The organism is Methylobacterium indicum, from assembly GCF_001043895.1.
Classification (GTDB): Bacteria; Pseudomonadota; Alphaproteobacteria; order Rhizobiales; family Beijerinckiaceae; genus Methylobacterium; species Methylobacterium indicum.
Genome location: NZ_JTHF01000080.1, coordinates 12,594 through 31,184, shown reverse-complemented (window position 1 = coordinate 31,184; position 18,591 = coordinate 12,594). Strand labels below are relative to the sequence as shown.

Annotated in this window: 16 protein-coding genes; 11 read left to right on the top strand and 5 right to left on the bottom strand. The window is 73.2% G+C overall.

Features of this window, described 5'->3' with window-relative positions; all coding sequences use genetic code 11:
- The first annotated feature begins 53 nt into the window (after positions 1-53).
- Entirely contained in the window at positions 54-1,010 is a 957-nt protein-coding gene (locus tag QR78_RS09930) for a ketopantoate reductase family protein (RefSeq protein WP_082171676.1), read from the top strand.
- On the opposite strand, the gene QR78_RS09925 is transcribed toward QR78_RS09930, so the two are convergent.
- The gene (locus tag QR78_RS09925) at positions 1,011-1,895 is read right to left on the bottom strand and encodes a ribokinase (RefSeq protein WP_048427347.1); all 885 of its coding nucleotides are present in this window, start codon (positions 1,893-1,895) and stop codon (positions 1,011-1,013) included.
- 285 nt (positions 1,896-2,180) lie between these two features.
- Positions 2,181-3,341, bottom strand: coding sequence for a zinc-binding metallopeptidase family protein (locus QR78_RS09920; protein WP_048427346.1), 1,161 nt, complete (start codon positions 3,339-3,341; stop codon positions 2,181-2,183).
- A gap of 275 nt (positions 3,342-3,616) precedes the next feature.
- On the opposite strand from QR78_RS09920, the gene QR78_RS09915 reads away from it, so the two are divergent.
- From QR78_RS09915 to QR78_RS09900, 4 genes are all read left to right on the top strand, one after another.
- The gene (locus QR78_RS09915) at positions 3,617-6,865 is read left to right on the top strand and encodes a transglutaminase family protein (protein WP_048427345.1); all 3,249 of its coding nucleotides are present in this window, start codon (positions 3,617-3,619) and stop codon (positions 6,863-6,865) included.
- Positions 6,862-9,498 carry a circularly permuted type 2 ATP-grasp protein gene (locus QR78_RS09910; RefSeq protein ID WP_082171677.1) on the top strand — a complete coding sequence of 879 codons (2,637 nt, stop codon included), beginning with the start codon at positions 6,862-6,864 and terminating at the stop codon, positions 9,496-9,498. Before QR78_RS09915 ends, QR78_RS09910 begins: the two co-directional genes overlap by 4 nt.
- 71 nt (positions 9,499-9,569) lie before the next feature.
- Positions 9,570-10,457 carry a transglutaminase family protein gene (locus QR78_RS09905; RefSeq protein WP_048427344.1) on the top strand — a complete coding sequence of 296 codons (888 nt, stop codon included), beginning with the start codon at positions 9,570-9,572 and terminating at the stop codon, positions 10,455-10,457.
- A 416-nt stretch (positions 10,458-10,873) separates the two neighbouring features.
- Complete coding sequence (locus tag QR78_RS09900) at positions 10,874-11,134, top strand: hypothetical protein (protein ID WP_048427343.1); 261 nt, start codon at positions 10,874-10,876, stop codon at positions 11,132-11,134.
- On the opposite strand, the gene QR78_RS09895 is transcribed toward QR78_RS09900, so the two are convergent.
- Both QR78_RS09895 and QR78_RS09890 read right to left on the bottom strand, forming a co-directional pair.
- Positions 11,115-11,369, bottom strand: coding sequence for a DUF6894 family protein (locus tag QR78_RS09895; protein ID WP_048427342.1), 255 nt, complete (start codon positions 11,367-11,369; stop codon positions 11,115-11,117). The two genes, QR78_RS09900 and QR78_RS09895, sit on opposite strands and share 20 nt — an antisense overlap.
- The gene (locus QR78_RS09890) at positions 11,369-12,082 is read right to left on the bottom strand and encodes a Crp/Fnr family transcriptional regulator (RefSeq protein ID WP_048427341.1); all 714 of its coding nucleotides are present in this window, start codon (positions 12,080-12,082) and stop codon (positions 11,369-11,371) included. Before QR78_RS09890 ends, QR78_RS09895 begins: the two co-directional genes overlap by 1 nt.
- Before the next feature lie 345 nt (positions 12,083-12,427).
- Here QR78_RS09890 and QR78_RS09885 point away from each other — a divergent pair, with 345 nt between their 5' ends.
- Positions 12,428-12,805 (top strand): response regulator, encoded by a 378-nt coding sequence (locus QR78_RS09885; RefSeq protein WP_158004031.1) that lies wholly within the window; start codon positions 12,428-12,430, stop codon positions 12,803-12,805.
- 32 nt (positions 12,806-12,837) lie between these two features.
- On the top strand, positions 12,838-13,611 hold the full coding sequence (locus QR78_RS09880) for a Crp/Fnr family transcriptional regulator (RefSeq protein WP_158004030.1): 774 nt from the start codon (positions 12,838-12,840) through the stop codon (positions 13,609-13,611).
- A 7-nt stretch (positions 13,612-13,618) separates the two neighbouring features.
- Here the strand turns inward: QR78_RS09880 and xth are convergent, their stop codons facing one another.
- Positions 13,619-14,416, bottom strand: coding sequence for an exodeoxyribonuclease III (xth, locus tag QR78_RS09875; protein WP_048427339.1), 798 nt, complete (start codon positions 14,414-14,416; stop codon positions 13,619-13,621).
- Positions 14,417-14,534: 118 nt separating this feature from the next.
- Between xth and QR78_RS09870 the strand changes: the two genes are divergently transcribed.
- The 4 genes from QR78_RS09870 to QR78_RS09855 all read left to right on the top strand — a co-directional run bounded on the left by QR78_RS09870 (position 14,535) and on the right by QR78_RS09855 (position 18,390).
- A complete protein-coding gene (locus QR78_RS09870) occupies positions 14,535-15,230 on the top strand; it encodes a ceramidase (RefSeq protein ID WP_244276368.1) in 696 nt (231 codons plus the stop codon).
- Between the two features lie 121 nt (positions 15,231-15,351).
- On the top strand, positions 15,352-16,674 hold the full coding sequence (locus tag QR78_RS09865) for a homoserine dehydrogenase (protein ID WP_048427338.1): 1,323 nt from the start codon (positions 15,352-15,354) through the stop codon (positions 16,672-16,674).
- 154 nt (positions 16,675-16,828) lie between these two features.
- Complete coding sequence (glpX, locus tag QR78_RS09860) at positions 16,829-17,827, top strand: class II fructose-bisphosphatase (protein ID WP_048427337.1); 999 nt, start codon at positions 16,829-16,831, stop codon at positions 17,825-17,827.
- Positions 17,828-17,943: 116 nt separating this feature from the next.
- Complete coding sequence (locus QR78_RS09855; protein ID WP_048427336.1) at positions 17,944-18,390, top strand: GNAT family N-acetyltransferase; 447 nt, start codon at positions 17,944-17,946, stop codon at positions 18,388-18,390.
- Positions 18,391-18,591 lie beyond the last annotated feature (201 nt).

Here is an 18,591-nt window from a genome sequence, read left to right as displayed (position 1 = left end):
CGCGCCGGACCGGACGACGCCCCGAAGGACGAGACATCGGGGGAGGGGACGGGATGGCGAAGGTCGCGATCGTCGGGTGCGGCGCCATGGGCTCGGTCTATGCGGCGCTGATGGCCTCCGCGGGCCACGAGGTCCATGCCGTCACGCTCTGGGCCGACCACGCGGCGGCGATGCGCGAGCACGGCCTCCGGGTCGAGGGCGCGAGCGGCGACCGCACCGTGAGGCTGGCCGGCGCCGGCACGACGACCGAGGGGATCGGCCCGTGCGACCTCGTCATCGTCGCCACCAAGGCCTTCGACGTCGCGGCGGCCGCCGCGAGCGCAGCGCCCCTGATCGGCCCCGGGACCGTGGTGCAGACGATCCAGAACGGGCTCGGCTCGCCGGAGGTCGCCGCCGCCGTCATCGACCCCGACCGGATCGCCGTCGGCGTGGTCGGGGGCTTCGGCGCCTCGATGCGCGGGCCCGGCCACGCGCACCATAACGGCCTCGAGATGATCCGCTTCGGCGCCCTTGCGGGACTCTCGCGGGAGCGCCTGGAGGCCTCCGCGGCGATCTGGGACTCGGCCGGGTTCAAGGTCAGCCTGTTCGACGACATCGGCCGGATGGTGTGGGAGAAGCTGATCATGAACGTCACCTTCTCGGGCACCACGACGCTGACGGGCCTCACCATCGGCGAGGTGATGGCCGATCCGGATGCCTGGGAGGTCGCGAGGGCCTGCGCCGAGGAGGCGATCGCCGTGGCGGCCGCGATGGGCGTGACGCTGCAGGTCGGCGACCCGGTCGCGCATATCCGCCGCCTCGGCGGCAAGATCCCGGCAGCCCGGCCCTCGATGCTGCTCGACCACCGGGCCGGGCGCCGCGGCGAGGTCGAGGCCATCAACGGATCGATCCCCCGGCTCGGACGCCGCTGCGGCGTGCCGACCCCGGTCAACGACACGGTGGTGGCGCTGATCAAGGCGCGCGAGACCGCCTTTCCGGTCCGGGCCGACCCCGCGTGCTGCCCGGCCTGATCAGGCCCCGAGCGCCCGGTCGGTCTCCTCCCGCCAGGGCAGGCTCGCCTGGCTGCCCCGCCGCCCGCAGGCGAGGGCGGCCGCGACGCTCGCCCGTTCCATCGCGGCGCGGAGCGGCGCGCCGCGGTCGAGGGCCGCGGCGAGCACGCCGACGAAGCAATCCCCCGCCGCCGTGGTGTCGACCGGCTCGACCGCGCGGGCCGGAACGTGCCAGGCGCCGCTCTCCGTCGCCGCCTCCGAGCCGGCCTCGCCGAGGGTGCGCACCACGTCGATGCCGAGGGCGGCCTGGAGGGCCGCGGCCTCCGGCGCGCAGCCGAGGCGCGCGGCGGTCGCCTCCGCCTCGTCCTCGTTGACGACGAGGAGGCCGGCGAGGCGCATCGTGTCGAGATCGAGCGGCAGGGCCGGGGCGAGGTTGAGGATGCTGCGCAGGCCGAGCGCCCGGGCGCGGCGCAGCAACGCCGTGGTCTCGGCCGGGTCGACCTCCATCTGCAAGAGCAGCGACGTCGCCCGGGCGAGGTCGGCATCCGCGACCTGGTCCGCCCGCGTGTGCCCGTTGGCGCCGAGCGCCACCACGATCCGGTTGCGGCCCTGCGCGTCGATCCAGATCGAGGCGCAGCCCGTCGCCGCCGCGACCGCCCGGACCCGGCCGGTATCGGCCCCGGCCTCGCGCAGGCCCGACACGGCCACCTCGGCCAGCGCGTCGCTCCCGACCGCGCCGACCATCGCGACCGCGGCTCCGTCGCGGGCCGCCGCCACCGCCTGGTTCGCCCCCTTGCCGCCCGCCTGCACGGCGAGGTCGTCGGCGAGCAGGGTCTGGCCCGAGCGCGGAACCTCGGGCAGGCGGAAGATGAGGTCGGCGTTGAGGGAGCCGAAGCAGACGATCACGGATGGTTCTCCCCTCGGACGACCTTGCCGGATTCGAGCAATCCGGCCCGGTCCGGCAACGCCTTGAATCGCCGCATCGAGGCGATCTCCGCGTCCGAGCGGGACATGACCGAGCCAGGGCTTCTGGGTCAAGCCGGTCCCCTCTTCGGCCGAGAGGTGGCCGTCGAACGGGACGTGGTTGTCGACCTTGCCCGCGGGGCGTCTCGTCACCCAAGCGGCGACCGCTCCGGCGACGCGACGGTGCACGGTCCAAAGGTCGAGCCGCGTTGCACGCGGCAGTTCCGCTCAGGCCGAGCGCGGCGCCGCCACCGGGTGGCGCAGGCCGGCGATCACCGCCCGCAGCGTGCCGGCCTCGGCTTCCGGGGCGTCGGTGCGGGCGTAGATGCGGTCGTGGACGAAGGAGAGCTTGCCGATGGTCGCCGGGGTCATCCGGAACGGATAGAGGTCGGGCTGGCCCATGCTGCGGTTGAGCGAGTTCATCGCGAAGGTGAGCGGCAGCCAGGACTCGATGAGGCGGCCGAAATCCGGGCTGCGATAGGGGTCGAAATCGACCTTGGCGGCGAGCGTGATCGGCGCGTGCAGCGCCGGCCCGGCCTGGAGCTTGGGCTGCACCCTGACGCCGAACTGGCTGGCGGTTTCCAGCGTATCGACGATGTGCATGTAATGCGCCCAGGTCTCGGCGAAGTCCTCCCAGGGGTGGGAGGTGGCGTAGGCCGAGACGAAGGTCTCCTGCCAGCCCTCCGCCGGGCCGTGGGCGTAGTGGCGCTGGAGCGCCGCGCCGTAATCGGTCCGCTCGTCGCCGAACACCGCCCGGAACGCGTCGAGGCAGGGATCGGCCCGCACCAGCACGTTCCAGAAATAGTGCCCGATCTCGTGGCGGAAGTGCCCGAGCAATGTGCGGTAATGCTCGCCGAACTGCGTGCGCCGGCGCTCGCGCTCGACGTCGTCGGCCTCCGCGATGTTGAGGGTGATGAGGCCGTTGTCGTGCCCGGTGAGCACCGGCGGGCCGATCAGGTAGGATTCCGCGGGGTCGACCAGGAAGTCGAAGGCGAGGCCCGCCGGGTCTTCGCGGCGGGAGGCGAGCGGCAGGCGCAGCCGCAGCATGGCGTAGAACAGCCGGCGCTTGGCCGCCTCGACCTCGCGCCAGCGGGTCTGGTTCCAGGGGATCGAGAGGTCGGGCACCACCCGGTTGTGCCGGCAGGCGACGCAGAAGGTGTCCGCCGAGCCCGCGGGAACGAGCCAGTTGCAGCCTCCCGATTCGCGGTTGGCGCAAGGGCGGTAGCGGCGGCGCGCATCGGCCAGCCCGCGCCAGCGCGAGCCGGCCGGGACCATGGCGGTCAGGTCGGCGAGGTCCGGGTCGTAGCCGAGGCGGCACTCGCAGCTCTCGCAGGCATCGGCCTCGAAATGGGCCGGCTGGGCGCAGGCCTGGCACTGGAAGATCTTCATCGCGGCGTCCGGCGGGCCCCGGCCGGATGCCGGGCGGGGCCATGGCTCACCAAGGACGGATACCGGCCGGAAGTTCCGCCGCCGGCGGCACGGGACTTGCCTCAATTTCGCCCAGCCGCCCGGACGAGGCCCCGCGATGACGTAGAGAGACGCGACACCGGTTGACGCCCGCGACGCGGCGGCTGACGCGGGCCCGGCCACGGTGTAAAACACCCCCGAACGCGCGGACAGGCCGGCGGGCGCCCCTTCTTCCAGCATCAAGGTTCGGAGTCGTCGTGTCGATCAAGGCCGCCCTGCATCACGTCACGTCCTACACCTACGACCGGCCGATCGCCCTCGGTCCGCAGGTGGTCCGCCTGCGCCCGGCGCCGCATACGCGGACCCGGATCGAGAGCTACGCCCTCAAGGTCACGCCGGCCAACCACTTCGTGAACTGGCAGCAGGATCCCAACGGCAACTGGCTCGCCCGGCTGGTCTTCCCCGAGAAGACGACGCAGTTCCGCGTCGAGGTCGACCTCGTCGCCGACATGTCGGTGATCAACCCGTTCGACTTCTTCGTCGAGGACTACGCCCAGACCCGGCCCTTCGCCTATCCGGACGAACTGAAGGCCGAGCTCGGCCCCTACCTCGCGGTCGAGGAGGGGGGCCCCGAGATCGACGCCCTGATGGCGCGGCTGCCGGCCGAGCCCAACACCGTGCAGTTCCTGGTGGCGCTGAACGCGCTGGTGCGGGACACGGTGTCCTACGTCGTGCGGATGGAGCCCGGGGTGCAGACCCCGGCCGAGACGCTCGGGAAGGGCAGCGGCTCGTGCCGCGACTCGGCCTGGCTGATGGTGCAGCTCCTGCGCCGCCTCGGGATGGCTGCCCGCTTCGTCTCCGGCTACCTGCTCCAGCTCGTGCCCGACACCACGGCGGTCGACGGACCGGCCGGCACCTCGACCGACTTCACCGACCTCCACGCCTGGGCCGAGGCCTACGTCCCGGGCGCCGGCTGGATCGGGCTCGACGCCACCTCGGGTCTCCTCTGCGGCGAGGGCCACGTCCCTCTGGCGGCGACCCCGCATTACCGCTCGGCGGCGCCCATCGCCGGCCTCGCCGAGCCGGCCGAGGTCGAGTTCGACTTCGCCATGACGGTGACCCGGGTCGCCGAGGCGCCGCGGGTGACGAAGCCCTTCTCCGACGAGGCCTGGGCCGCCCTCGACGCGCTCGGCGAGCGGATCGACCGCGACCTCGCCGCGCAGGACGTGCGCCTGACCATGGGCGGCGAGCCGACCTTCGTGTCGGTCGACGATTTCGAGTCGCCGGAATGGAACGCCGCCGCCGTCGGGCCGACGAAGCGCGGGCTCGCCGACCAGCTGATCCGGCGCCTGCGCGACCGGTTCGGCCCCGGCGGCTTCCTGCATTACGGCCAGGGCAAGTGGTATCCGGGCGAGAGCCTGCCGCGCTGGGCCTTCGCGCTCTACTGGCGCAAGGACGGCACGCCGATCTGGCGCGACCCCGCCCTGATCGTTTCCGAGACCGGCCCGCGGACCGCCGGCATCGCGGAGGCCGAGGCCCTGATTCGGAGCCTCGCCCGCCGTCTCAGGCTCGACGCCTACGTCCAGCCGCTGTTCGAGGATCCCGAGCACTGGGAGCGCAAGGCGGCCGAGCTGCCGGTCAACGTCACGCCCCTCGATTCCAAGGTCGGCGACGCGGAATCCCAGGCCAGGATGGCCCGGGTCTTCACCCGCGGGGTCGAGAACGCCGTCGGCTACGTGCTGCCGCTCGCCAACATCGCGGTCGGGCCCGAGCGGCACTGGGTCTCGGAGGTCTGGCAGCTCAAGCGCGGCGCCCTCTACCTGGTGCCGGGCGATTCCCCGGCGGGCTTCCGGTTGCCGCTCGCCTCGCTGCCCTACGTGCCGCCGGGCGCCTATCCCTATTACGTGCCCCAGGATCCCCTGGAGCAGCGCGGGCCCTTGGTGCCCGGCCCCGCCGCGCCGCCGCCCAAGCCCGCCCCGGTCGGCGTCGCGGTGCGCACCGCGCTCGCCGTCGAGCCGCGGGACGGGATCCTGTGCGTGTTCATGCCGCCGATCGAGCGGGTGGACGAGTATTTGAGCCTGCTCGCGATCCTGGAGGCGGCGGCGGCCGAGATCGGTCAGCCGCTCCACATCGAGGGCTACGAGCCGCCCTTCGATCCGCGCCTGTCGGTGGTCAAGGTCACGCCCGATCCCGGCGTGATCGAGGTCAACGTGCAGCCGGCCGCGACCTGGCGCGAGGCGGTGGAGATCACCACCGGCCTCTACCAGGACGCCCGCCAGACCCGGCTCGGCGCGCAGAAGTTCATGACCGACGGGCGCCATACCGGGACGGGGGGCGGCAACCACGTCGTGCTCGGCGGCTCGACCCCGGCGGATTCGCCGTTCCTGCGCCGGCCCGATCTCCTGAAGAGCCTGGTGCTCTACTGGCAGCGCCACCCGTCCCTGTCCTACCTGTTCTCCGGCCTCTATGTCGGCCCGACCAGCCAGGCGCCGCGGATGGACGAGGCGCGCCACGACGGTCTCTACGAGCTCGAGATCGCGCTCGCCCAGGTGCCGCCCCCGGGCGGGCCCGAGGTGCCGCTCTGGCTCGTCGACCGGCTCTTTCGCAACATCCTCACCGACGTGACCGGCAACACCCACCGGTCCGAGATCTGCATCGACAAGCTCTACTCCCCGGACGGCCCGACCGGGCGCCTCGGCCTCCTGGAGTTCCGCTCGTTCGAGATGCCGCCCGAGGCGCGGATGAGCCTCGCCCAGCAGGTGCTGCTGCGCGCCCTCGTCGCCTGGCTGTGGCGCGAGCCGCAGGAGGGCGGGTTCGTGCGCTGGGGCACGGCTTTGCACGACCGCTTCATGCTGCCCCATTTCCTCTGGGAGGATTTTTCCTCGGTCCTCGCCGATCTCGGCCGCGCGGGCTACGCCTTCGACCCGGCCTGGTACGAGGCTCAAGGAGAGTTCCGCTTCCCGCGCTACGGCGAGGTCGAGCGCGGCGGGGTCAAGCTCGAGCTGCGCCAGGCGCTGGAGCCCTGGCACGTGCTGGGCGAGGAGGGCGCGATCGGCGGCACCGTGCGCTACGTCGATTCGTCGGTCGAGCGGCTGCAGGTCAAGGTCTCGGGATTCGTGCCGAGCCGGCACGTCGTCACCTGCAACGGACGGCGCCTGCCGATGACCGATACCGGCCGCTCCGGCGAGGCGGTGGCGGGCCTGCGCTTCAAGGCCTGGCAGCCGGCCTCGGCCCTGCACCCGACCCTGCCGGTCCACGCGCCGCTCACCTTCGACGTGCTCGATACCTGGAGCGGGCGCTCGCTCGGCGGCTGCGTCTACCACGTCGCCCATCCGGGCGGGCGCAACTACGAGACCTTCCCGATCAACACCTACGAGGCCGAGGGGCGCCGCCTCGCCCGCTTCCAGGAGAACGGCCACACCCCGGGCCGGGTCAGCCCGCCGCCGGAGGAGCCCCGGCGCGAATTCCCGTTCACCCTCGACCTGCGCACGCCCGCGTCGCGATGAGCGGGGGAGGGCCGGCTCACGGTCTCGCCGACGAGGACCTCGCCGGCGAAGATCCGGCCCGCGAGGGCCTCGTCGCCACGGATCCCGGGCCCCGGGGCGCGCCGGCCGGGGACCCGGGCGGCCGGGAGGCCCCGAGCCGGGTCGAGACCGCCCGGGAGGACGGACCGGAGGAGCGCCTGGCGCGCTGGACCGCCGGGTACGCCGCCCTGCCGGGCCTGCCCGACGAGCTGGTGGCCGCGGACGGTGCGCTGCGTCCGGCCTGGGCCCTGTTCCTCGGCCGGCTGGCCGAACTGCCGGATCACGAGATCGCCGCCCGGCTGGCGGCGGCCGGGCGGCACATCCACGACACCGGCATCGCCTACCGGGCCTACGGCGAGGCGACCGAGCGCGACTGGCCGATCGGCGCCCTGCCGCTCCTCATCGAGGGGGCGGAGTGGCAGGCGATCGCCGCCGGGGTGGCGCAGCGCGCCGAGCTGCTCGAGGCGGTGCTCGCCGACCTCTACGGCGAGGGAACGCTTGCCCGGGCCGGCCTCCTGCCGGCGGCGGCCGTCGCGGGCGATCCGGAATTCCTGCGCCCCCTCGTCGGGGTGGCCCCCCCGGGCGGCCGCCACATGCACTTCTACGCCGCCGATCTCGCCCGCGGGCCGGACGGCGCCTGGCGGGTGCTGTCCGACCGGACCCAGGCCCCGTCCGGCGCCGGCCACGCCCTCGAGAACCGGCTCGTCATGGCCCGGGCCCTGCCGGAGGTGTACGGGGCGCTCGACGTCGAGCGCGTCGCCTCGTTCTTCCAGGCGTTCCGCGACGGCCTGGCCGCCACGGCCTCCCGCGAGGAGCCGCGCATCGGGCTGATGACCTCGGGGCCCTACAGCGACACCTATGTCGAGCAGGCGGTGCTCGCCCGCTATCTCGGCTTCGCCCTCGTCGAGGGCGACGACCTCCTGGTCCGCGATGGCCAGGTCTTCATCCGCACGGTCGCCGGCCTCAAGCGGGTCGACGTGCTCTGGCGGCGCATCGACGGCGACTTCGTCGATCCCCTGGAGCTCAACCCCGCCTCGCGCCTCGGGGCCCCGGGCCTCGTCGAGGCCCTCCGGGCCGGCGCGGTGACGATGGGCAACATGCCGGGCACCGGCCTCGTCGAGAGCGCCTGGCTCGCCGCCTCGCTGCCGGCACTCTGCGAGCGGCTGCTCGGGGAGCCCCTGCGCCTGCCCGGGCTGCCGACCTGGTGGTGCGGCGACCCCGACCAGCGCGATGCGGTGCTCGACCGCTTCGACACCCTGGCCTTCCGCCCGGCCGCGGCGCCCGCGCAGGGGGCCTTCACCAGCCGCGCCTTCGGCGAGGGTCGCGACGCGGCCGAGACCGAGCGCCTGCGCGGGGTGCTGCGCGACCGCCCCGGCGACCTCGTCGCCCACGAGCCGGTGCGCCTCTCCACCGCTCCGGTCTGGGACGGCACCCGGCTGGTGCCGCGCCCCTTCGTGCTCCGGGTCTTCGCCGCTGCGACGCCCGAGGGCTGGCGGGTGATGCCCGGCGGCTTCTGCCGCATCTCCGAGACGCCGGACGTGCGCCCGGTGGCGATGGGGGCCGGCGTGCGCGCCGCCGACGTCTGGGTGCTCTCCGACGATTCCACCGCCGCGCAGGCGAGCCTCCTGCCGCCGAGCGACCGGATCGCGGTGCGCCGGGTGCCCGGCCTGCTGCCGAGCCGGGCTGCCGACAACCTGTTCTGGCTCGGCCGCCACCTGGAGCGGGCCGAGGCGGTGATCCGTCTCACCGCCTGCCTCCTCGACGGGGCCGGCAGCGTCTCGATGGCGACCGAGGACCGCGCCACCTCGGCCCGCCTGCGCGCCCTGCTGCAGGCCTGGGGCGCCGTGCCGGCGACCGGGGGACCGGCGGCGCAGCTCGCCCACCACGCCCTCTCGGACGGGAGCCAATGGGGGTCGGCGCTCGCCCACGCCCTGTCGGCCCGGCGCAACGCCGCCGCCCTGCGCGAGCGCCTGTCGGGCGAGACCTGGCGGGCGCTCTCGGCCCTGCGCGAGGTCCTGGAGGCCCCGGCCGAGGGGACCGATTCGGAGGCCGCGCTTCTCGACCGGGCCGAGCGCGCGCTCTCGCTCACCGCCGCCCTCGCCGGCCTCGCCCAGGAGAACATGAACCGGGCCGGCGGCTTCGTCTTCGTCGACATGGGGCGGCGGGTCGAGCGCGCGGTCCATGCCTGCCGCTTCGCCCTCGAATTCGGCGCGGCCGGCGCCAGCACCGACGATCTCGGGGTGCTGCTCGAACTCGCCGATTCCCGCATCTCCTATGGAGCGCGCTACATCCTCGGGGTCGCGCTGGCGCCGGTACGCGACATGGTGCTGCTCGATCCCTACAACCCGCGCTCCCTCGCCTTCCAGGTCGAGCGCCTGGCCGAGCGCCTGGCCGGCCTGCCGTCGCTGCGCCAGGACGGGGTGGCGGAGGCGCCGGTGCGCCTCGTCGCGAGCCTGGCGGGAGAGATCGCCGGCGCCGAGGCCGGGACCCTGCCGCTCGACACCGTGGCGGTCTGGGAGAATCGCCTGTGGGAGATCGCCGAGGCGGTCGGTGCGCGCTATTTCCCCGGCGGGTCCGACGCCGCGCGGCCCGAAACCCTCGTCACCCTGGCGTGAGCGCCGGCCGGACGCGCCCGGCGCCCTCCTCGCCGGCTCCTGCTCGCCCGGTTTCTGGACGACCGCCCTCGATGCTCTACCGCCTGCGCCACCTGACGGCCTACGCCTACCGCAACCCGGTCGGCTATGCCCGCTGCACCCTGCGCCTCGCGCCGGCGGCGGGGGACGGGCAGGTGCCGCTCTCGCACGAGGTCGTGGTCGAGCCCGCGCCCCGCGCCGCGACCGAGCGCGGCGACTTCTTCGGCAACCGCACGGTGTCGGTCACCGTCGAGACGCCGCACCGGGATTTCCGGATCGACGCGCAGTCCCGCGTCCGGGTCGAGCGGCCGCCGCTGCCGGACCGCGATTCCGGCCCGGCCTGGGAGGAGGTGCGCGAGCGGGTGCTGACCCGGCCGGGCCTCGGGCCCGACGCGCCGGCGCATTTCGCGGCGCCGAGCCGGCGGGTCCCGCTCCTGCCCGAGGTCACCGATTACGCCCGGGCGAGCTTCCCCGCGGGCGGCGGCGCCTATGCGGGCGCCTTCGACCTGATGCGCCGCATCCGGGAGGATTTCACCTTCGACGCCGAGGCGACCGAGGTCGGCACGCCGCTCGCCCAGGCCTTCGCCGGCCGGCGCGGCGTGTGCCAGGATTTCTCCCACATCATGATCGCGGCGCTCCGCGGCCTCGGCCTCCCGGCGGCCTATGTCAGCGGCTACCTGCGCACCCTGCCGCCCCCGGGACAGCCGCGGCTCGAAGGAGCGGATGCGAGCCACGCCTGGGTGGCGGTCTGGTGCGGGGAGGGCTGGGTCGGCCTCGATCCGACCAACGGGATCGGCGTGCAGGACGATCACATCGTCGTCGCCCGCGGCCGCGACTATGCCGACGTCGCACCGGTCGCCGGCATCATCGCCGGATCGGGCGCGCAGAGCCTGCGCGTCGCCGTGGACGTGGTGCCGGAAGAGGAGGAGCGGGCCGCGTGAGTGCGGCGCGGGCGCGTCGAAGAAAAAGGGCGGGCCGGGCGATGCGCTGAACGCCGAGGAGAGGTGTCCCGGCCCGCGGGTCGCGACACCAGCCGAGTGCCGTCGGTCTGACGGGACAAGGCCGGCGTGGCGAGGACGAGAATGGGCCGGCTGGCCGCCCCCGTCCTCAACTTGGATCAATGTCCGGCGATTTAGGCGGCCCGGACGATCGACCCTGCAAAATCTCCCTCGCGCCCGGATCCCCTGCGTCCAGATCCCCCTGCATCGAGGCACGTCCGGTCCAGCGCCGGTCGCGCGGGACCGAGCGCGCGATCGTGGCGTCCCGCATTCCGGCCCTCCGCCGCGAGACATCGCGGGACGGGGAAGACTTTGCGGGACCGACCCGAACCAACGCAGCGGCGTCTCGTTGCCCCGCCATGGATCTCACGCTCCAGCCCGTGCGCGTCAGGACCGGCAGCGAGGACGAGCAGGGCCTGCTCGTCTTCGCGGACGGCGCGCTCGCGGCCGTGCTGGTCTGCCTCTCCGACTCCTACGGAGACGAAGCCGGCTCCTGGTTCCTCGAGGCGGGATTCGGCGCCCTGGCGTCGCACCAGCCGGCGGCCTTCGCCGACCTCGACGCGGCCCAGACCTGGATCGCCCACCGCCTCGCCGCCGAGCCTACGCCCCGTCCTCCGTGACCGTGTCGGAGAACGGCACCGTCATCACCGGAGCACCGTTCTCGTCCGTGACCTCGAACGCGCAGGCGAACCAGTCCCGGATCGCGTGCAGCTGCGTCCGGGCGATCAGGTCGCGGGCGACGGCGAGGGCGTGGGCGCGGGCCGCGTCGGTGTCCGGCAGGGCGTCCCCCTCGGGATCGCGCGCCAGGCCGTCGGGGCCGGGTCCGTGCCGGAGATGGAAGAAGTAGCGCGGCATCAGGCGCCCTCGATGAGGCGGGCATACTCGCCCTCGGGCGTGCCGTAGCTGCCGTTCGTCAGCGCCAGGAGCTTGGCGCGGTCGAGCACCTCGATCCGCCGCCGCTTGGCCCGGATCCGGCCGGCTCCCTCCAGGTTCTGGATCGCCAACGTCACCCCCGCCCGCTGCACCCCCAGCATCATCGACAGGAACTCGTGCGTGAGCACGAGCTCGTCGCCCTCCGTCCGGTCGTGGCACATCAGCAGCCAGCGCGCGAGGCGGCTCTCCAGGCTCAGGGAGGCGTGGGCGTAGGCGGTCTGGGTGATCTGGACGATCAGGGTGTGGACGTAGCGCAGGAGCAGCCGGCGCAAGGCCGGGCTCTCGTCGAGGGCCGCGCAGAGCGCGCCGCGGCCGATGCTCCAGCCCTCGCCCGAGAGCTGGACGAAGTAGACTTGCGGCGTGGTGAGACAGTCGAGGGCGACCGGCACCGCGCCGACCAGCCCCTCGCTTCCGACCAGGCCGACCTCGACTCGGCGCTCGTCATGCGCGGTCGAGATCGAGACCATGCCGCTCTCGAGGAAGAACAGCTCCTCCACCGGCGCGTCCGGGGCGATCACGACCTCCCGCAACTGGAGCGACAGGGGGTCGAGATGCGGCTGCAGCCGCGCGAAGTCCTCGGGCGCCATCGCCCTCAGGAGGCGGTTGCGGACGGTCGAGTGCGGGGGTCGCGGCATGACATTCTCCTCGCTGACCCGACAGCCGAGGCGACCTCTCCGACGACGAACCAGGAATGATCACTATCAGCTTTCACTGCGGGCATCAAAGAAAATAATCGCCGTCATCGAAGCGCATAACAAATGATATTCTTGGCCATTGCCACGTTTCGGCTTTGAAAAATTAGGTAATCTTCGTCAATTCGGGAACCTGAATCGTGGGCTGCGATTGGTTCGATACAACACCAAGCGGAGAGATTGCTTGCGCGGTGATGAGCCGCGCCCATAACTCTTTACCGGCGCGCTTTCGCGCGCTGGCCGATCTGCCGGCCGGGCATGTCCCGGATCCATACGGAGGGGCCTCTCGTGAGACGGGACGACCATCGTCCGACGGTGCTGCTGATCGAGGAGGATCCGCTCGTCGGCCTCGCGGTCGGCGAGACGCTGGAGGAGGCCGGCTACCGGGTCGCCGGGCCGCTGGCGACGCAGGCCCAGGCGCTCGCCTGGCTGGCGAGCCGCCCCCTCGATCTCGCCGTGATCGATCTTCCGCTCCGGGACGGCGACGGCAGCCGGCTCGCCCGGGCCCTGCGGGCGCGGGGCGTGCCGTTCCTCGTCCATGCCGACCGACCCCGCGACGCCGCCGCCTGCACCGAGCTCAGCGCCGCGCCCCGACTGACCAAGCCGGCCTGGCACCGGGACCTCGTCCACGTGCTCGACCAGCTCGCCCGCGAGGTTCGCCCATGACGACGTCCCTGACGACGCCCACGACAACGTCCATGACGACGATGATGGCCCACGCGCTCGCCCCGGCCGGCTGCGGGCACCATGGCCCGCACCTGCTGCATCCCATCGTGCGCAAGCTCGCGGCCTTCGGCCCTCTGGGTGCGGACGAGGAGGCCGTCCTGGCCGGCCTCGGCACCGGCGCTCAGCGCGTGGAGGGACGCCAGGATCTCCTGGCCGAGGGCGCCGCACCCGAGAGCGCCGTCCTGATCGTGGAGGGCGTGGCGTGCCGCTACCGCCACCGCCCGAGCGGGGCCCGCCAGATCACCGGCTATCTCCTGCCGGGCGACCTGTGCGACCCCGACCTCGTCCATCTCGGCCGGATGAACCACAGCGTCGGCACGATCGGCCCCTGCCGGGTGGCGCGGGTGCCGCACGAGGTGCTGTCCGATCTCACGGCCCGGCATGCCGGCATCGCCCGGGCGCTGCGGCTGGCCAAGCTCGCCGAGGAGGAGACGACCCGCGAGTGGATGATGAATGTCGGCTGCCGCTCCGCGATCGAGCGGGTGGCGCACCTGCTGTGCGAGCTGCACGAGCGGCTCGGCACCGTCGGCTGGGCGACCCGCTCCGGCTACGACTTCCCCCTGACGCAGCAGGACATCGCCGACACGGCGGGCCTGTCCAACGTCCACGTCAACCGGGTGCTGCGGCAGCTGCGCCTCATGCGGCTGGTCGAGGTCGGCGGCCGGCGGGTCGACATCCTCGACCTCGCCGGCCTCCGGCGCGTCGCCGAGTTCCAGGACGGCTACCTGCGGCCTGCCGCGGAGTGAGCGGCCGTCAGGCCGGATCCACCGCCAGCTCCACCGTCACCGGCACGTGGTCGGACGGCTTCTCCAGCCCGCGCAGGTGCTTCTGCACCGAGGCCGAGACCAGGCGGTCGAGGGCCTGCGGCGCGAGCAGCAGGTGGTCGATGCGGATGCCCTGGTTCCGGGGCCAGCAGCCGGCCTGGTAATCCCAGAAGCTGTAGACCCCCGCCCGCCCGTCGCAGGCCCGCAGGGCGTCGGTAAAGCCCTCGGCGAGGAGCGCACGGAACGCCGCCCGGGTCTGGGGCAGGAAGAGCGCGTCGCTCGTCCAGGCCGCCGGGTCGGCCGCGTCCTCGGGCTCGGGGATCACGTTGTAGTCGCCGGCGAGCACCAGGACCTCCTCCTTCTGCCGCAGGGCCACGGCATGGGCCTGGAGGCGGCGCATGAAGGCGAGCTTGTACTCGTATTTCGGCGTGCCGACCGGGTTGCCGTTCGGCAGGTAGATCGAGGCCACCCGCACCGGCACGGTGCCCGTCGGGATCACCGCCTCGATGTAGCGCGCCTGCTCGTCGCTCGGATCGCCCGGCAGGCCGCGGCGGATCTCCTGAAGCGGCAGCGGCCGGCGGGCGAGGAGCGCCACGCCGTTGAACGCCTTCTGGCCGTGGGTCGCCACCACGTAGCCGGCCTCCTCGATCTCCGTGCGGGGAAACGCGTCGTCGACGCATTTCAGCTCCTGGAGGCAGACCACGTCGGGCTGCGCCTCGGCCAGGAAGGCCAGGAGGTGCGGCAGGCGCTGCTTGACCGAGTTGACGTTCCAGGTGGTGATCCGCATCGCGTCCCGCGCCGCTCGTGAACCGCACTCGTATCGAGGGCTCCCGTCATCGGGGTTTCGCGCCGCGCTGGCAAGCCGGGCGCCGGGTGTGAGCTGGGGACCCGAGAGGGCGGGCGACATGGCAGGCGACATGGCGGGCAACATGGCGGGATGGTGGGAGCCGGTGCGCGACTATTGCGAGCGGACCGGGCCGGAGCTCCTGGCCGAGCCGTTGAACGCGATCTCGAACGCCGCCTTCCTGGTCGCGGCCGTCCTGCTCCTGCGGCGCGGCCGGGCGCCGGACCCGGTGGCCGACGGGTTCGCGGTGCTGGTCGGGGTGATCGGGATCGGCAGCGCTCTCTTCCACACGCTGGCGGTGCAATGGGCGATGCTCGCCGACGTGATCCCGATCGCGCTCTTCATCCACGCCTACGTCTTCCTGGCGCTCAGGCGCTTCCTCGTGCTCCCGGCCCCGGCGGCGCTCGCCGGGACCCTCGCCTTCGCGGTGGCGGCCGCGGTCTTCGAGCCCGCCCTGTCGAACCTCGCCGGGCGCCCGCTCGGCCCGCTCACGAACGGGTCGGTCGCCTACGCGCCGGCGGCGTTGGCCCTGTTCGGTGTCGGGACGGCCTCGCGTCGGTTCGGCCGGCGGGAGGGGGCCGCCCTGATCGGCATCGGCCTCCTGTTTCTCGTCTCGCTCGCCGCCCGGACCCTGGACGCCGCCCTCTGCCCGGTCGTGCCGTTCGGCACCCATTGGCTCTGGCATCTGCTGAATGCCTGCGTGCTCTACGCCCTGGTGCGGGCGGCGCGTGCCGCCGGGGGGCCGCGGGCGGCCTGACGCGACGGGAGCCGGCCTCACCCCCGGCTTCCTTGCACGGGTCCCGAAACCGTTGCAGAAGAACGCCGCCGCAGGGGCACCATGCGTGGGGCCCGGCGCCTGCCTGCCCGGATTCTTTGCCATGACTCAAGCCCTCCGCCTCGGCATCGCCGGTCTCGGCACCGTCGGAGCCTCCGTCGTCCGCATGGTCGCGCGCCGCGCCGAGGCGATCGGCGCCACCGCCGGCCGGCCGGTCGTCGTGACCGCGGTCGCCGCCCGCGACCGCTCGCGCGACCGCGGCCTCGACCTTCAGGGCGTGACCTGGTTCGACGATCCCGTGGCGCTCGCCCGCTCGGGCGAGGTGGATTGCGTGGTCGAGCTGATCGGCGGCGCTGAGGGCAAGGCCCGCGAGACCGTCGAGGCGGCTCTGGCCGCGGGCAAGCACGTGGTGACGGCCAACAAGGCGCTGCTCGCCAAGCACGGCCCGGCGCTCGCCCGCGCGGCGGAGGCCTCGGGCGTCGCGCTTGCCTTCGAGGCCTCGGCGGCGGGCGGCATCCCGGTGGTCAAGGCCCTGCGCGAGGCGCTGACCGGCAACCGGATCTCCCGGGTCTACGGAATCCTCAACGGCACCTGCAACTACATCCTGAGCCGGATGGAGCTGGAGGGCCTGACCTTCGAGGCCTGCCTCAAGGACGCCCAGGCTTTGGGCTACGCCGAGGCCGATCCGACCTTCGACGTCGAGGGCTTCGACACCGCCCACAAGCTCGCGATCCTGACGAGCCTCGCCTTCGGCACCGAACTCGACGCGGAGGGCGTCTCGGTCGAGGGCATCTCGGCGATCACGCCCCTCGACCTGCGCATGGCCGACGAGCTCGGCTACCGGATCAAGCTCCTCGGCGTCGCCGAGGCGACCGAGGCCGGCATCGAGCAGCGGGTCCACCCGACGATGGTGCCGAAATCCTCGGCCATCGCCCAGGTGATGGGCGTGACGAACGCCGTCACCATCGACACCGATGCCCTGCGCGAGCTCACCCTGATCGGTCCCGGCGCCGGCGGCGAAGCCACCGCCTCGGCGGTGGTCGCCGACATCGCCGACGTGGCGGCGGGCCGCACGCCCCCGGCCTTCGGCCGCCCGGTCGCCGGCCTCACGGTCCCGGTGCGGGCCGAGATGCAGCGCCACCAGGGGGGCTACTACATCCGCCTCACCGTGCACGACCGGCCCGGCGTCGCCGCCGGCGTCGCGACGAAGATGGCCGAGCGCGAGATCTCCCTCGAGAGCATCCTTCAGCACCGCTCCGAGAGCGCCGCGGCCCGCGACCGCCACGGCCGCTCGGGCCTGCCGGTGCCGCTCGTGCTCATCACCTACGCGGCGACGGAAGCCGCGATCCGCGCGAGCCTCGACGCGATGGCGGCGGACGGGCTCCTGTCCGAGCCGCCCCAGCTCATCCGCATCGAGCGCGAGTGAGGCCGGCCTGCAAGGTCGTTCGCAAGTTACCGTCGTCCGCCGATCCCCCACCCTCCACCGGTGATCGGCCGGCCGATTGGCAGAATTCAGTTCAGCGGCGCCGGTTTCTCCTCTAAGACCCGGCCCCAAGGACCAGAACGAGGATCACGAACGCATGTCGGACGCCAAGAAGCCGGGGCCGAGCCAGGTCATCGAGCGCATCCTGACCCTCGAACTGGTGCGCGTCACCGAGCGGGCCGCCGTCGCGGCGGCGCGCCTGCGCGGCCAGGGCAACGAGAAGGCCGCCGACCAGGCCGCCGTCGACGCCATGCGCCGCGAGCTGAACCGCCTGCCGATCGACGGCACCGTCGTCATCGGCGAGGGCGAGCGCGACGAGGCCCCGATGCTGTTCATCGGCGAGACCCTCGGCAACGGCTCGGGCCCGAAGGTCGACATCGCGGTCGATCCGCTCGAGGGCACCACGCTGTGCGCCAAGGACATGCCGGGCTCCGTCGCCGTGATGGCGATGGCCGAGGGCGGCACCCTGCTCGCCGCGCCCGACGTCTACATGCACAAGATCGCCATCGGCCCGGGCTACCCGGTCGGTACCGTGCACCTCGACGCGACCCCCGAGGAGAACATCCACGCGCTGGCCAAGGCCAAGGGCGTGCCGCCGTCCGAGATCACCGCCCTCGTCCTCGACCGGCCGCGCCACACCGACCTGATCGCGGCGATCCGCCGGACGGGCGCGGGCGTGCGCCTGATCTCCGACGGCGACGTCGCCGGCGTGATCTTCACGACGATGCCGGAGGAGACCGGCATCGACATCTATCTCGGCATCGGCGCGGCGCCCGAGGGCGTGCTGGCGGCGGGCGCGCTGCGCTGCATCGGCGGCCAGATGCAGGGCCGCCTGATCCTCGACACCGAGGAGAAGCGTGACCGCGCCGCCAAGATGGGCGTGGCCGATCCGAACCGCATCTATTCCCTCGAGGACCTCGCCCGCGGCGACGTCGTGGTGGCGCTGACCGGCGTGACCGACGGGGCGCTCGTCAAGGGCGTGAAGTTCGGACGCGACACCATCCGCACCGAGACGGTGGTCTACCGTTCGCATACCGGCACCGTGCGCCGGATCGAGGCCGAGCACCGCGACTTCGACAAGTTCCACCTGAAGTAGGATTCTTCCGAGCGGGGCCGCGCCGGGATCCCGGTGCGGCCCCCTTGATCGGCCCCTTGATCCTGGGGCCTTTCCCCGCGACCCTGCGGCGTCTCTCACCCGAGGATTCGCCGCTCATGCCGAGCCCCATCATCCGTCCGCTGCGCCCCGACGAGCGCGCCGCCTGGGACCCGCTCTGGCAGGGCTACCTGACCTTCTACGGCGCCACGGTCGCCCCCGAGGTCACCGACCTCACCTGGACCCGCCTGCACGACGCATCGGAGCCGATGCACGCCCTCGTGGCCGAGCAGGAGGGCACCGTCACCGGCCTCGTCCACTACATCTTCCATCGCTCGACCTGGACCGCCGGGCCCTATTGCTACCTCCAGGACCTGTTCACCGCGCAGGCCGCCCGCGGGCAGGGGGTGGGACGGGCGCTGATCGAGGCGGTCTACGCCGCCGCCAAGGAGGCGGGGGCGAGCCGGGTCTATTGGCTGACCCAGGAGGCCAACGTCACCGCCCGGGCGCTCTACGACACGCTGGCCGACCGGCCGGGATTCATCCAGTACCGGAAGGTGCTGTGACGGTCGCGCCGAAGGTTCCCCGCGTATCTCCGGCGGGTCTCCCGCCTCGGCGATGGCCGGTTGTGGGATGCAAAGATTCGGGTTGGTGCAGCGGTCAGGGACGGCGCCCGCGAGGTGCGAGCTACGGGTAAGTGCCTGAGCACGAAGCCAGGGGAGCAAGGATACCTGGTCTTCGTGCTCTGTCCGTCACCGCTCCGCAAT